Annotated in this window: 11 protein-coding genes; 5 read left to right on the top strand and 6 right to left on the bottom strand. The window is 61.2% G+C overall.

Annotation, left to right across the window (positions count from 1 at the left end):
* Window positions 1-18: 18 nt before the first annotated feature.
* From EV281_RS07430 to EV281_RS07420, 3 genes are all read right to left on the bottom strand, one after another.
* A complete protein-coding gene (locus EV281_RS07430; RefSeq protein WP_132652390.1) occupies window positions 19-1,449 on the bottom strand; it encodes an FAD-binding oxidoreductase in 1,431 nt (476 codons plus the stop codon).
* 20 nt (window positions 1,450-1,469) lie between these two features.
* The gene (locus EV281_RS07425) at window positions 1,470-2,444 is read right to left on the bottom strand and encodes an L-threonylcarbamoyladenylate synthase (protein ID WP_132652388.1); all 975 of its coding nucleotides are present in this window, start codon (window positions 2,442-2,444) and stop codon (window positions 1,470-1,472) included.
* Window positions 2,445-2,519: 75 nt separating this feature from the next.
* Entirely contained in the window at window positions 2,520-3,128 is a 609-nt protein-coding gene (locus tag EV281_RS07420; protein WP_132652386.1) for a DUF6656 family protein, read from the bottom strand.
* A gap of 392 nt (window positions 3,129-3,520) precedes the next feature.
* On the opposite strand from EV281_RS07420, the gene EV281_RS07415 reads away from it, so the two are divergent.
* A complete protein-coding gene (locus EV281_RS07415; RefSeq protein ID WP_132652384.1) occupies window positions 3,521-4,765 on the top strand; it encodes an aromatic ring-hydroxylating dioxygenase subunit alpha in 1,245 nt (414 codons plus the stop codon).
* Between the two features lie 140 nt (window positions 4,766-4,905).
* A complete protein-coding gene (locus EV281_RS07410; protein ID WP_132652383.1) occupies window positions 4,906-5,394 on the top strand; it encodes a BA14K family protein in 489 nt (162 codons plus the stop codon).
* Window positions 5,395-5,447: 53 nt separating this feature from the next.
* Here the strand turns inward: EV281_RS07410 and EV281_RS07405 are convergent, their stop codons facing one another.
* Window positions 5,448-6,440, bottom strand: coding sequence for a transporter (locus EV281_RS07405; protein ID WP_132652381.1), 993 nt, complete (start codon window positions 6,438-6,440; stop codon window positions 5,448-5,450).
* A gap of 308 nt (window positions 6,441-6,748) precedes the next feature.
* Between EV281_RS07405 and EV281_RS07400 the strand changes: the two genes are divergently transcribed.
* Window positions 6,749-8,527 (top strand): acyl-CoA dehydrogenase, encoded by a 1,779-nt coding sequence (locus EV281_RS07400; RefSeq protein ID WP_132652379.1) that lies wholly within the window; start codon window positions 6,749-6,751, stop codon window positions 8,525-8,527.
* Between the two features lie 10 nt (window positions 8,528-8,537).
* Window positions 8,538-9,290, top strand: coding sequence for a crotonase/enoyl-CoA hydratase family protein (locus EV281_RS07395; protein ID WP_132652378.1), 753 nt, complete (start codon window positions 8,538-8,540; stop codon window positions 9,288-9,290).
* Between the two features lie 213 nt (window positions 9,291-9,503).
* Here EV281_RS07395 and EV281_RS07390 read toward each other — a convergent pair whose 3' ends face one another.
* Together EV281_RS07390 and EV281_RS07385 are read right to left on the bottom strand one after the other, a co-directional pair.
* Window positions 9,504-10,754 carry a class I SAM-dependent RNA methyltransferase gene (locus EV281_RS07390; protein ID WP_132652376.1) on the bottom strand — a complete coding sequence of 417 codons (1,251 nt, stop codon included), beginning with the start codon at window positions 10,752-10,754 and terminating at the stop codon, window positions 9,504-9,506.
* On the bottom strand, window positions 10,751-11,494 hold the full coding sequence (locus EV281_RS07385) for a TlyA family RNA methyltransferase (protein ID WP_132653207.1): 744 nt from the start codon (window positions 11,492-11,494) through the stop codon (window positions 10,751-10,753). Before EV281_RS07385 ends, EV281_RS07390 begins: the two co-directional genes overlap by 4 nt.
* Before the next feature lie 339 nt (window positions 11,495-11,833).
* Here EV281_RS07385 and EV281_RS07380 point away from each other — a divergent pair, with 339 nt between their 5' ends.
* Window positions 11,834-13,777, top strand: coding sequence for a methyl-accepting chemotaxis protein (locus tag EV281_RS07380; RefSeq protein WP_132652374.1), 1,944 nt, complete (start codon window positions 11,834-11,836; stop codon window positions 13,775-13,777).
* Window positions 13,778-13,782: the final 5 nt, after the last annotated feature.

Here is a 13,782-nt window from a genome sequence, read left to right as displayed (position 1 = left end):
CGGAATGACATGAAGGAGCTAGAGGCTCACCACCTTATCGGGATTCATGATGCCGGCCGGGTCGAAGGCGCGCTTGATGCGGCGCATTAGCTCCATTTCAATTGCTGGCCGGATCGATGCCAGCTCGTCGCGTTTCAATTGACCGATACCGTGCTCGGCGGAGATCGAGCCGCCATGGGCAAGCACCAGTGCGTGCACGATATGGTTCATCTCATGCCAGCGGGCGATGAAAGCGTCCTTGTCGGCTCCAACCGGCTGCGAGATGTTGTAGTGAATATTGCCGTCGCCCATATGGCCGAAGGCGCAGATGCGTGCGCCGGGCATGGCGGCCAGTACAGCTTCTCCGGCTTCTCTCATGAAATCCGGAACCTTCGAAACCGGCACGGAAACGTCGTGCTTGATCGAGCCGCCTTCTGGCTTCTGGGCGTCCGACATGCTTTCGCGCATGTGCCAGAGCGCTTTCTGCTGTGCGACGGAAGCGGCGATTGCCGCATCCTGCACGAGGCCTGCTTCGAAACCCTGCTCCAGCACCGCATTCATCATCCGCTCGGCCGTTTCGGCGGAATCCGAGGTGGAGATATCGATCAGCACGTACCAGTCATGCGGCGTCTCCAGCGGATCACGCACGCCGTCGATATGGCGCACGGTAATCTCGACGCCGAAGCGCGGCATCAGCTCGAAACCGGTGAGCGAGGCACCGCAAAGGCTGGACGCGAGATTGAAGAACGCAAGCGCGTCCTCCACCGAGGACAACCCCGCAAAGGCCACCTGATGGCCGAGCGGCTGGGGAAAGAGCTTCAGTACCGCGCCGGTGATGATGCCGAGCGTGCCTTCTGCACCGATGAAGAGGTCACGCAGATCGTATCCCGTATTGTCCTTCTTCAGACGGCGAAGCCCGTCCCAGATCTCGCCGGTCGGCAGTACGACTTCAAGGCCGAGGCAGAGCTGGCGCATGTTGCCGTAGGCAAGAACCGCCGTGCCGCCGGCATTCGTGGAAAGGTTACCGCCAATGCGGCAGGAGCCTTCCGAGCCGAGCGACAGCGGAAACAGCCGGCCGTGTGCCTCGGCCGCTTTCTGCACCTCGGCGAGGATCGCACCGCCATCGGCGATCAATACGTTCGCGACCGGATCGACATCGCGGATCTTGTTCATGCGCTCGAGCGAAAGAATGATGTCCGCCTTGCCCTCGCGCGGCGTCTGCCCGCCAACGAGGCCGGTATTGCCGGTCTGCGGCACGATCGCCGTGCCGGTTTCGGTGGCAAGCTTCATGATTGCGGAGACTTCCCCGACCGAACCGGGTTTCAAGAGGAGAGGGGAGGAGCCGTGATAGAGGCCGCGGTTTTCGATCAGGTGCGGCGCCAGATCCGCCTCACTACGCAGCGCATATCTCTCGCCGACAATGGCGGTGAAACGGTCGATGATCTCTGCAGAAATGCTTGTGCTGCTCATGGAGCCCCGGTCCCTCTTCCTCACTCGCGCGGTGCTGCCGCACGCCGCAGTCGGTCATTGATCGCCTCTCCAAGCCCCTCGTCGGGAATTGGCGAGAAGGCGATCATGGCCGCGCCGCTGGCATCGGCTTTCTTCATGTAATCAAAAAGATTGGCGGCCGCTTCAGCAAGATCGCCGCGCGGGCTGAGATTAAGCTTGATCGCCGCATGTTCGGCACCTGCCACCATCTGCGGCCCGAAGGTGACGAGCGCTTCGCCGGGTCGAAGCTCGGTGGCATCGAGCCGGACGGCTGCACCCGGCGCATAATGCGAGGCGAGCATGCCTGGCGCTTCGATCGCCGCCGCGGCCTTCTTTAAACGCAGCAATCGCTTGCCGGCCACCCGCTCGATGTCTCTGGCCGGCAGGCCGCCCGGCCGCAGCAGCCGAAGCTCGCCGTTCTCGACCTTCACGATCGTCGATTCCACCCCGACCGCGCTGGCGCCCGCGTCGAGGATCAGCGGTATTTTGTCGCCGAGATCGGCTTCGACATGCTCAGCACTCGTGGCGCTCACCTTGCCTGACGTATTGGCGCTCGGAGCGGCAAGCGGCCGCCCGAAGGCGCGGATCAGGTCGCCCGTAAAGCCCTTGGGTATGCGGATGCCGACGCTGTCCAGGCCTGCGGTCGCCAGTGCATGGATCGTGGTGCCTGATTTCAGCGGAAGCACCAGCGTCAGCGGACCGGGCCAGAAGGCTTCTGCGAGCGCGCGCGAGATCGGATCGAATTCGGCATAATTTTCGGCCATGGCAAGATCGGCCATATGGCAGATCAGCGGATTGAATCGCGGTCGGCCCTTGGTCTCATAGATGCGGGTGATCGCCACCGGATTGGTCGCGTCGGCGGCAAGCCCATAGACGGTCTCGGTGGGGATGGCGATTGCGAAGCCTTCGGCAAGTGCCGCGCAGCCAGCCTCCAGCGCCGCCTGCCTGTCCGCATTGATGTCGATTATTCGTGCCATGGCCTGCCCGGTTTTCGTCCGGCAGTCATTAGGCCTTCGTGGCGGCGCGATCAATCCCGTCCTGAGCTCATGGGCCTATAGTTGGCGGATGATCTGGCGAAGCTGCTCGTTGCGGGCGCCGAGCAGGAGGATGTTGCGGATGGCGATCTGTGGATCGTTGGTGCGGAAGAGCAGGCCGTTGCCGCGCACCGAGCGGTCGACCACCATTCTCTCCGGCGTGCTCTCGCCCGGCTTGATTGCAACGGCGAAATACATGCGTGAATTCTGAACCGCGATATTGTCGAAGAAATTGTCGTTGTCGCCGATGTCGGAATAGAAGTTGGCGATATAGAAAGCCCAAGCTACCTCGTCATAGTGCGCAAATTTGGTGCGCGAAGCTGTGACGTGGCAGTAGCCGAGATGCGGACTGTCGGCCAGCGTCCGGTGGAAGATCATCTTCGGAAACTGGATGGCGCGGTGGAAGCCATTGATGTTCTGATGGGTCTTTTCACCGGCGGCCTGCAGTTTGCGTGCCGTCTTTTCAGCCACCTCCTCATGGGTCAGATAGCGGCGTTCCTCTGGCAGCCAATCTTCGCGGCGGCGGCTGATGCGGCCGGTGCGCAGGAACTCCGAGTGCTTCGTGAGAAGCCGTGGTTCGGCAGGCTTGGTCTCTTCCCGCTTGTCGAAATATCGAAGTTTGGCCATGGCTGTCGCAGTCTTCGCTGTGTCGGTCACTGTCAAGAATAGGATTTCGTGCTTAACGCCCTGTTAAAATAACAGGAAGAAGACGCGGCAGGTGAGCTGGGGCGTGACATGTCGCAAATGCGATAGGTATTTGCATGCGACACTGGACCTGCTCGTGTCTCAAGCTCCACAAGATGTCGCAACTGACGATAATCAAGGGCGAATGAATGATATCGGGGACCGTTCGGGTTCCTGTCGTCAATTTCGAAGCCGATGTCGCTTTACAACCAAGCCGCCGACATGCTCGGTGTTTAAATGACGCCATGACCAGTTCTCCGGAAGGAGAAGGAAGCGGGCGCGCTTCCGCTGCCTTATTCCAACAGGATGGCAGCCGCATGTACGAGGATAGGCATATGGATATTCGCAGCAACGTTTTGCGCCAGCTCAAGAGCCGCCGCGAGGGTTTCAGCCTCGAACAGCCCTTCTATACCGACGAGGATTATTTCCGGCTGGACATGGAGATGATCTATTATCGCGACTGGCTGTTCGTCGGTCATGATTGCGAATTGCCAAAGCCGGGCGCCTATTTCACCGTCCAGATCGGCGAATATCCCGTCGTCATCGTGCGCGGCCGCGACAATGTCATTCGCGCCTTCCACAATAGCTGTCGCCATCGCGGCTCGCGCGTCTGCACCAAGGAGCACGGCTCCTCGGTTCGTCTCGTCTGCCCCTATCACCAGTGGACCTACGACCTCGACGGCAAGCTCGCTTTCGCCCGCCATATGGGCGATGATTTCGACAAGAGCGGCTATGGACTGAAGCCGGTTCACTGCGAGACCGTCGCTGGCTACGTCTTCATCTGCCTTGCCAACGCCGCGCCGGACTTCCAGCCTGTGCGCGACAAGATCGAGCCCTATATGGCTCCGCACCGCATCGGTGAAGCTAAGATCGCCTTCCAGAGCACCATCATCGAGAAGGGCAACTGGAAGCTCGTCTGGGAAAACAACCGCGAATGCTATCATTGCGCGGCAAACCATCCTGAGCTCTGCCGCACCTATCCGGAAGCGCCGAGCGTGACGGGCACGGATGGTGGTGCCGACGACCCGGAAATCGCCGGCCATTGGGCGCGTTGCGAGGAAGCCGGGCTGCCGAGCAAGTTTCAGATCTCGCCGGATGGACAGTTCCGCACCGCCCGTATGCCGCTTCTCGAGGATGCCGAAAGCTACACTATGTCCGGCCGGCCCGCCGTCACGCGCCCGCTCTCCGACGACGTGAAGATCAACCAAATCGGCACCATGCTGCTGTTCCACTATCCGACGACCTGGAACCACCTGCTTGGCGATCATGCCATCTCGTTCCGCGTGCTGCCGCTCAGCGCCAATGAGACGGCAGTCACGACCAAGTGGATCGTCCACAAGGATGCGGTCGAAGGGGTGGATTATAATATCGATGAACTGACGCATGTCTGGACCGAGACCAACGATCAGGACCGCCGCATCGTCGAGGAGAATGCTTCCGGCATTCGCTCGCCGGCCTATGAGCCCGGTCCTTATTCGGCTGCCCATGAAGGCGGCGTCATGCAGTTTCTCGAATGGTATTCGAACTTCATGATCAACCGCCTGCAGGGCGATCAGGCCAAGCTTTCGGTGGTCGCCTAAGGTGTTCCTAACCGGTTAATGTTCGGTTCATTTCGCCTCCGGTAGAAACGGAGCGTAGATGCCGTCAGCGGGTTTTGGGAACAGTCTTCCGCTTAATCCGTTATCGGCGGGCTTTTTCGCTCTTTGATCGGAGATACGTAATGTTTGGGCTGAATAAGAAGGTCGCGACCGCGGTTATGGCCGCCGCCGTCGTTGTGACGAGCTTCGTGCCGTCGCAGGCAATCCAGATGCCGGCCGCCCCGCAGGTGGAAAAATCTTCGCCTTTCGAGAATGTCCAATACCGCCGCTACTATGGTAGGGGCTACTACCGCCCCGGTTACTATCCGCACTATCGTCCTGCCTATCGCCCGGGCTGGTATGGCGGTTATCGGGGTTATCCCTATTATCGTCCGGGTTACCGTCACTATAACGGTTACTGGTATCCGCTGGCAGCCTTCGGTGCCGGCGCCATCATTGGCGGCGCGATTGCCGCTCAGCCGCGCTATTACGCGCCTGCCCCGGCGCCCTCGGGCATCAATCCGAGCCACGTCGCCTGGTGCGAAAACCGCTACCGCTCGTATCGGGCCTATGACAATACGTTCCAGCCCTATAACGGTCCGCGCCAGCAGTGCTATTCGCCCTATTATTGAGGCGCAGCCAGAGATCGAGAGAGGCGCCCGGCCATTGAGCCGGGCGTTTTCATTCAGAGAATATTCACTCGCTTCAAGAGCCACCAGGCAAAGACGATGGATGCGAGGATAAGTCCTACAGCATATTCGGTACCGTAGTCTCCGACGGCGAAGGGCAGATTGGCCGTGTTCATGCCGAAAAAGCCGGTCACCAGTGTCGGCGGCAACAGAAAAGCCGTCATGATCGACAGGATGTAAAGATGGCGGTTCGTCTCCGAGGAAAGCTTGGAGTCGATTTCCTCGTGCAAGAGTCTCGCCCGGTCCTGCAGCGCATAGATATCGTGATCCACTGTCTCCAGCCGGCTTGTCAGCCGCCCGGCAATATCGTCGAAACCGAAGGGCATTTCGTCCTCGTCGGAGGCTGCCGCTCGCCGCATCAGCGCGAGGACCGTGCGCAGATGACGGTGCAGGCGTACGATCGTGCGACGGACGGGAGCAAGCCGGCGGCGTTCATCGCGCGGTGCATTGTCGTAAACGAAGTCCTCGATCAGGTTGAGCTCGTCGGTAAGCTCCATGACGACGGAGATCAGCGTGCGCTGGAACTCGGTCACAAGCAGCTCGAAGAGATCGACGGGGCGAGTGAACTTGCCGGGATTCTTCTCGATCATCACGCGTGTCCGCTCCACGCTTCTCAGCGGTTGCAGGCGCGTGGTGATGATGTACCGGTCGGAGATGGCGAAATGCAGCCAGCCGAGATCCGCTGTGTCCTGATCGAATTCGCGCTGGCAGTCCACCAGCGTGCCGTAGAGCATCTGCTCGTCGACAGTCAGGACTGCATGTGTGTCGCGTGTGATCAGTGCCGCCTTAGCATCGTCAATCACGCCGAGCGTATCAAGCAAGGCCGGCACACGGGCATCGGCGAGGTTGAGATGCAGCCAATAGAAACCGTCGTCTGCGGTCAGCTCTGCAGCCGTCGCGTTGTTTTGCAGCCGCGCAGCCTTCTTGCTTTCCGGCGAGAAACGGTAAGCCCATACAAGGCCGGGTATGTTGACGGGCAAGGTATCCATTGTTGCCTATCCTCTCGCGAAAGCGATCAATCCTAAAAAGCATGTCGCGCAAAAGTGTGTAGCGGTTTTGCGATAACGACATGCATAAACAAAGATCTGAAGCTTGGCAGCGATCTGGAAGATCGCGACACGCTTAGAGATTCTCCATCACGTCTGTTTGCGCAAGTGCACAAGGGAAAACGAGTCTTCGATAAAGGTTATCGACGGAAAGCAAATTGACGTTTACGTAAAAATCAAATAGCTCTTTTTGGAGGGAGGCACTTGCGTACCGGCTTTGCCACGCGTGAGCTGAATGTGGAGGAAATGGAATGTATAAGGCGCCTGTCGAGGAAATCGCGTTCACGCTGAAACATGTCGCGGGCATGGCCCAGGCGATTGACAGCGGCCTTCTGGGCGATCTTGGCGAGGATCTCGTCGAAGCCATCCTTGCCGAGGCGGGACGATTTGCCACGGAGGAAATCGCCCCTCTCGCCGAGATCGGGGACCGTCAGGGCGCTCGTCTTTCTGACGGCGAGGTCAGCACGCCCGACGGCTGGCGCGATCTCTACCGCAATTGGGCGGCCGGCGGCTGGAATGGCCTGACCGCGCCAGAGGACTTCGGCGGCCAGGCGTTGCCGCATATGCTGAACGTCGCAGCCCTCGAAATGTGGAACTCCGGCTCCATGGCCTTCGCGCTTTGCCCGACGCTGACAATGGGCGCCGTCGAGGCTCTGAACGTGCACGGCAGCGCGGCCCTCAAGGAAAAATATCTGGCGCGCATGGTGTCGGGCGAGTGGACCGGCACCATGAACCTCACCGAACCCCATGCCGGTTCCGATCTCGGCGTGCTGAAAGCGCGCGCCGAACGCTGCGAGGACGGCAGCTATCGCATCTTCGGCCAGAAAATCTTCATCACCTGGGGCGAACATGACGTGGCTGAAAATATCATCCATCTCGTCCTTGCCCGTCTGCCGGATGCGCCACCGGGCACGCGTGGCATCTCGCTCTTCCTCGTGCCGAAATTCCTCGTCGACGACGACGGCTCGCTTGGTGCCCGCAACGATCTCTACTGCCATTCGCTGGAGCATAAGCTCGGCATCCATGGCTCGCCCACCTGCACGATGATTTATGGTGACGGCAAATTCGGCGGGGAGAAAGGTGCGGTCGGCTGGTTGATCGGCGAGGAGAACAGGGGCCTCGCCTGCATGTTTACGATGATGAACAACGCCCGTCTCGCCGTCGGCATGCAGGGAGTGGCGATCTGCGAGGCGGCAACCCAAAAGGCGATTGCCTATGCCAGGGAGCGCACGCAGGGCAGGGCGCCTGGCTGGAACGGCTCCGGCATGAGCCCGATCATTGACCATCCCGATGTCATCAGGATGCTGCTCACGATGAAGGCGCTGACACAGGGCTCGCGCGCCATCGCCTATGCCTGCGCCCATGCAATCGACATGGCGCATCGCGCCGCCGATCGCCGCGAGCACTGGCAGGAGCGCGCCGCCCTTCTGACGCCGATCGCCAAGTCATTCGCGACCGATGCCGGCGTCGACGTCGCTTCCCTCGGCATTCAGGTTCATGGCGGCATGGGCTTCATCGAGGAGACGGGTGCTGCCCGTTACCTGCGTGACGCCCGCATTGCCCCGATCTACGAAGGCACGAACGGCATTCAGGCGATCGATCTCGTCACCCGCAAACTGCCTCTTTCGGCCGGCGGGCAGATCAGAGTTTTCATCGCCGAGCTGAAGGCGATCGCCGAGGCCGTCCGCAGTTCAAACCTCGATGGTTTCGGCACGACGGCCGAGAGGTTGGAGGCCGCAATTACAGATCTCGAAGAGGCGACAGACTGGCTGCTGACCCGCCTTACCCGGGGCCAATCGGCAGAGGCTCTGTCGGGCGCGACGCCCTATCAGCGCCTCTTCGGCCTTGCTCTGGTCGGTTGTTATCTCGCCAAAGGCGGCCTCGCCCGACCGGCCGATAGGGCAGGCGAGGGCCGCATCGCGCTCTGCCGCTTTGCCGCCGAAAATCTTTTGTCCGAAACGGCGGCGCTGAAGGACCGTGTCGTCAACGGCGCCGAAGCCCTTGCCGCCGCCCATTCTGTTTTTGCCTGAGGGGCTGAAAATGAGTGATCCCGTCATCATCGAGCGATCTGTAGAAAATCCGGCTGTCCAGATCATCCGCTTCAACCGGCCGGAAAAGAAGAACGCCTTCACCCGCGATATGTATCGCACGATGACGAATGCGCTGAATGCCGCAAACAGCGATGCCGGCATCCGGGTGACGCTCTTCCTCGGCACCGAAGGCTGCTTTTCGGCTGGTAACGATCTCGGCGATTTCCTTGCCGTGGCGACAGGGGGCAGCATGGGGCAGGAACTGATCGATTTCCTCTATGCGCTCGTCAATGCCGAAAAGCCGCTGGTCTCGGGCGTCGACGGTCTGGCGATCGGTATTGGCACCACGCTCAATCTGCATTGCGACCTGACGATCGCCTCCGATCGCAGCCAGTTCCGCACACCCTTCGTCGATCTGGCACTGGTGCCGGAAGCGGCCTCCAGCCTGATCGTCCCGCGCATCACGGGTCATCAGCGAGCCTTTGCCATGCTTGCCGCCGGCGAGGGCTTCACTGCCGAGGACGCGAGACAAGCCGGCCTGATCTGGAAGGTGACGGTACCGGAAGAGGTGCAAGGCCAGGCGCTGGCCGCGGCTGCAAAGCTTGCCGCCAAACCGCCGGAAGCGCTGAAGATCGCCCGCGACCTCCTTCGCGGTCCGCGGGATGAGATTCTCGCGCGCATCGATGAAGAGGCTCGCCATTTCGCCGTACGCCTTAAAAGCGCTGAGGCTCGCGCTGCCTTCGAGGCTTTCCTGCGCCGCTGAGCCCCTAAAAATCAGCGGTTATTATCATATGTCAATTTAAAGCTTCCCTTAAGGACGATCTAATTATTGAACGGAGGACGGATCCCCCACCGTCCGGGCGCGTGACGTGTTTCGTACGACCCCCCTTGTCCGAATTACCCACAGCCTCGCAGTTCGCAGCGCGCTTAACCCCCGCGCTGCGAAGCCGTTTCACGGTCGCGAGTCAGGAGGTGACTATTTCTCCAGCGTTGCCACGACTTCGACATGCGAGGTCCATAGGAACTGGTCGATGGGCGTGACGGAGGTGATCCGATATCCTCCCTCGACGAGGATGGCGAGATCGCGGGCAAGTGTCAGCGGATTGCAGCTCACGGCGACGACCTTTTTGACGATCGAACGCGCCAGCTCCTTGCACTGGAATTCCGCGCCCGCACGCGGCGGATCGAAGACCACGGCGTCGAAGACCTTGAGCTCTGAAGTCATCAGCGGACGGCGGAAGAGATCGCGCTTTTCGACGGTAACGGGTTTCAGACCCTGCGTATTGCGAGCTGCGTGGTCGAGGGCGGCCATCGCCTTGCCGTCACCTTCGACGGCATGCACGCGGCCGATGCGGGCGAGCTGCAGCGAAAAGGTGCCGGCGCCGGCAAAGAGATCGGCGATCCGCTTGGCCTTGCCGACATGGGCAAGCACCAGCTTCGCCATCGCCTCTTCGGCCGGCTTCGTCGCCTGTGTGAAGCCGCCCGCCGGCGGTGAAACCTGTACGCCGCCGAAATCGACGATCGGCTTCACCGGCTCGATGAGGATTTCTCCATCAAGCGAAACGCGCGCAATGCCGCGAAGGCCGAGCACGACCTCGATCGCCTTGCGCCGCTGCTGGTCCGAAAGCTTCTTCACGCCTTCGACCGCCAGGTCGAGGCCGGAGAGCGTTTCGAGCACCGCGATGCGGAAGGCCTCGGCATTGGTCGCGACCGCCGCCCCGACGGCCTTGATCGCGGGCAGACGGGAGACGATCCCCGCCGACGAGATGGGACATTCCTCGATCGCGACGATGTGGTGGCTTTCGGCCTGGTTGAAGCCGATCAACATGTCTTTCTCGGTCTTGCGCGCCGCAAAGACCACGCGTCGGCGCTCGCCTGGATGGGCGGCCACGATCTCGCCGACCTCAGGTGTCAGCCCCTTGGATTTCAGCGCATCGATGACGAGCTGCCGCTTGAAGGCGCGGTAGGGCGCATCCGCCATATGCTGCAGCGTGCAGCCGCCGCAACTGCCATTCACGCCATCAGGTCCGAAATGCCGGCAGGGCGGCTCCTGCCTGTCGGGCGAGGCCGACGTGATCGACATCACGGTGCCCTGGTTCTTGACGCGGGCGATCGCGACCGTCTCGCCGGGCAGCGTGAAGGGCACGTAGACCGGCCCGTCCTTGCTGTTGGCAATGCCGTCACCCTGTGCGCCGAGCCTGTCGATGGTAATGGTTTCCGTGCTCACGCTTTCGTCCCTGCCAAAAGAAATTCCTGATTGCCGTCGCCGCCTGAAATGGGCGAGGAGATGAGCCCAAAACTCTTCCAGCCCATATCCTGCGTAAACCAGCGCTCCAGCTCCGCCGCGACATCTGGTCCGGACGCCGGATCCTTCAGGAGTCCGCCCTTGCCGATCGCCTCGCGCCCCGCTTCGAACTGCGGCTTGACGAGGATTGCCGCAAGCGAACCGGCCTCGGCAAGATCGAGTGCCGGGGCAAGCGCCAGCTTCAGTGAAATGAAGGAGACGTCGGACACGATGAAATTGAACGGCTCGCCTACATCCTCGGCCGTCAGATTGCGAGCGTTCAGCCCCTCGATATTGGTCACGCGCGGATCGGCTGATATCCTCGGATGCATCTGCGCATGGCCGACATCGATTGCCGTCACATGCGCGGCGCCCCGCTCCAGCAGCACTTCAGTGAAACCGCCGGTCGATGCGCCGACATCGAGACAGTGTCGCCCGGCAGGGTCGAGTCCAAAATGGTCGAGTGCTGCCACGAGCTTCAATGCCGCGCGCGAAACATAGTCTTGCGCCGGGTCATCGATCTCGATGGCGGCATCCGGGCCGAAGACCGCGCCCGCCTTTGTAACCACCTTGCCGGCGACCTTCACAGTGCCGCGCGCAACGGCATCGCGCGCCCGCGAACGGCTCGCAAAGAGGCCGAGGGTAACGAGAAGCTGGTCGAGGCGCTGGCTGTGATCGGACATCGGCTGTGAATGACCGGCAAAGCCGCCGGTTGCAAGCATTTTATTGCTTGTGAAACTCGTGTCGCCGCGCGTTCGCGGGCCAGTCCATTCGAAAATAAGCAAAAGCGCTCACGGTATTATTTAAACGCATCCGTGCTGCGGCGCACAAATTTAAACAAATTTAAATCCCTGCCCGCATAGGTTCACTTTGATTGCAGCGGTTCGCGTTTTGAATCGCTTCGTGCCATGAAGGCTCCCGCGTCCTCCCCGCCGATCATGTTCCTCATCAAGAAGTCTTGTGGCTGTGCCTGCGTGCGGCCGCCCCTCGTCGCGCCTTTTGTCGCCAGGAGATATTGACCGATGTTCGCCCGAAACATATCCTTGAATGGCAAGCTTGCGGCCACCTTCGCAGCACTAATCCTTATTTTCGTATCCGTTTCCGCTTTCGTCTATTCCAAGGCCACCATATCGGCGAGTGCTTCCGCCGAGCAGGAAAAGTCCGAGCTTCTCGTCAACCAGATCGACGACGCGCTGCAGGCCATGCTCGAGCAGGCGGTCAACCTGCGCGGCTTCATACTCTTCCGCAGCGACAGCACCTACGGTGATATTTTCGCCAACCGCGAGCGCATGCTGAAGGCGATTGCCGCTGCCAAGCAGACCGCCGCTTCTCAGCCTGAACTGGTCTCGATGATCGACGACATGCAGAAGGCTGCAGACCTCTATTTCCACGAACTCGCCGAGCCGCAGGCCAAGGCCCGTAAGGAAACCGAAACGCCGATTGAAGATGTCGTCAAGATCGGTGTCAACGCTACCAAGGGCCAGCTCGACGGTTTCCGCGCCGCCTCCGCCAAGATCAAATCGCTCGCCCGCGACAAGTCCACGGCTCTCGCTGCCGCGCAGTCGGAAGCCAATAGCGACCTCAAGGCCACGCTTCTGGCTGGTGGCATTGCCGCAGCGCTCGCCGCTGCCGCACTCGCCTGGGCCCTGTCGCGTACCATCGTCCGCCCGATCGTCGGCATGACAGCCGCCATGGACCGTCTCGCCGGTGGCGACCATAATATCGAAGTTCCGGCGACCGGTCGTCAGGACGAAGTCGGCCGCATGGCTCAGTCCGTCCTAGTCTTCAAGGACGCCGCGATCGAAAAGCAGCAACTCGCCGGCGAAACCGACCGCATGCGCGGCGAAGCCGAGCGTCAGCGTCAGATCAGTGACGAGCAGAAGGCTCGCGAAGAGGGCGAAATCCGCTTCGCCGTCGAAGCCCTGGCTGGCGGCCTTGCCGGCCTTGCCAATGGCGATGTCGCAGCCCGCATCCATACACCCTTCGCCCCGCAATATGACAGCCTGCGCAACGACTTCAACAATGCCGTCGAAAAGCTGCAGGCTGCCCTGCAGTCGGTCGGTCGCAACGCGTCTGCCATCAATGCTGGTGCTGGCGAAATCCGCTCTGCCGCCGATGATCTTGCCAAACGCACCGAACAGCAGGCCGCTGCCGTCGAAGAGACCGCGGCCGCTCTGGAAGAGGTCACGACCACGGTGCGTGACTCCGCCAAGCGCGCTGAAGATGTCGGCAACCTCGTCGAACGCACCCGCCTCGGCGCCGAAAAGTCCGGCGAAGTGGTTCGCAGGGCGGTTTTTGCCATGCAGCAGATTGAAAAGTCCTCGGGCGAAATCTCCAACATCATCGGCGTCATCGACGATATCGCCTTCCAGACAAACCTTCTGGCTCTGAACGCCGGGGTCGAAGCGGCCCGTGCCGGCGAAGCCGGCAAGGGCTTTGCCGTTGTCGCACAGGAAGTGCGCGAGCTCGCTCAGCGCTCGGCAAATGCCGCCAAGGAAATCAAGGCGCTGATCAATACGTCGAGCGAACAGGTCAATTCGGGCGTCAGCCTTGTCGACGAAACGGGTAAGGCGCTGGAGGCGATCGTCGCCGAGGTCCAGGAAATCAACCGCCACGTCGGCGCGATCGTCACGGCCACCCGCGAACAGTCCATCGGCTTGCAGGAGATCAACACTGCCGTCAATAACATGGATCAGGGCACCCAGCAGAATGCCGCCATGGTCGAAGAGCAGACGGCTGCCAGCCACGCACTCGCCCAGGAAGCCTCCGCTCTCGATGACCTGCTGCGCCAGTTCAAGCTCGGCGCCGAGGCGTCGGCTCCGGTCCAGCGGACCATTGCCGCAACCTCTCAGTCCCGCCCGGTCGCCTCTCCAGCCCGCACGCTTGCAGGCAAGGTCACCAGGGCCTTCGGCGGCAAGCAGGCAACGGCCGCCGCTGTCGTCCAGGAAGATTGGACCGAGTTCTGAGCTCA

The sequence above is a fragment of the Rhizobium sp. BK418 genome (genome assembly GCF_004341105.1).
Lineage (GTDB): Bacteria > Pseudomonadota > Alphaproteobacteria > Rhizobiales > Rhizobiaceae > Rhizobium.
This window is presented reverse-complemented; position numbering and strand designations above follow the sequence as displayed.

Excerpts from the sequence above, each read along its gene's own strand:
- EV281_RS07410 (WP_132652383.1), top strand. The coding sequence starts at position 4,906 with ATGTTTGGGCTGAATAAGAAGGTCGCGACCGCGGTTATGGCCGCCGCC.
- EV281_RS07405 (WP_132652381.1), bottom strand. The coding sequence starts at position 6,440 with ATGGATACCTTGCCCGTCAACATACCCGGCCTTGTATGGGCTTACCGT.
- EV281_RS07385 (WP_132653207.1), bottom strand. The coding sequence starts at position 11,494 with ATGTCCGATCACAGCCAGCGCCTCGACCAGCTTCTCGTTACCCTCGGC.
- EV281_RS07415 (WP_132652384.1), top strand. The coding sequence starts at position 3,521 with ATGGATATTCGCAGCAACGTTTTGCGCCAGCTCAAGAGCCGCCGCGAG.
- EV281_RS07430 (WP_132652390.1), bottom strand. The coding sequence starts at position 1,449 with ATGAGCAGCACAAGCATTTCTGCAGAGATCATCGACCGTTTCACCGCC.
- EV281_RS07380 (WP_132652374.1), top strand. The coding sequence starts at position 11,834 with ATGTTCGCCCGAAACATATCCTTGAATGGCAAGCTTGCGGCCACCTTC.
- EV281_RS07420 (WP_132652386.1), bottom strand. The coding sequence starts at position 3,128 with ATGGCCAAACTTCGATATTTCGACAAGCGGGAAGAGACCAAGCCTGCC.
- EV281_RS07395 (WP_132652378.1), top strand. The coding sequence starts at position 8,538 with ATGAGTGATCCCGTCATCATCGAGCGATCTGTAGAAAATCCGGCTGTC.
- EV281_RS07400 (WP_132652379.1), top strand. The coding sequence starts at position 6,749 with ATGTATAAGGCGCCTGTCGAGGAAATCGCGTTCACGCTGAAACATGTC.
- EV281_RS07425 (WP_132652388.1), bottom strand. The coding sequence starts at position 2,444 with ATGGCACGAATAATCGACATCAATGCGGACAGGCAGGCGGCGCTGGAG.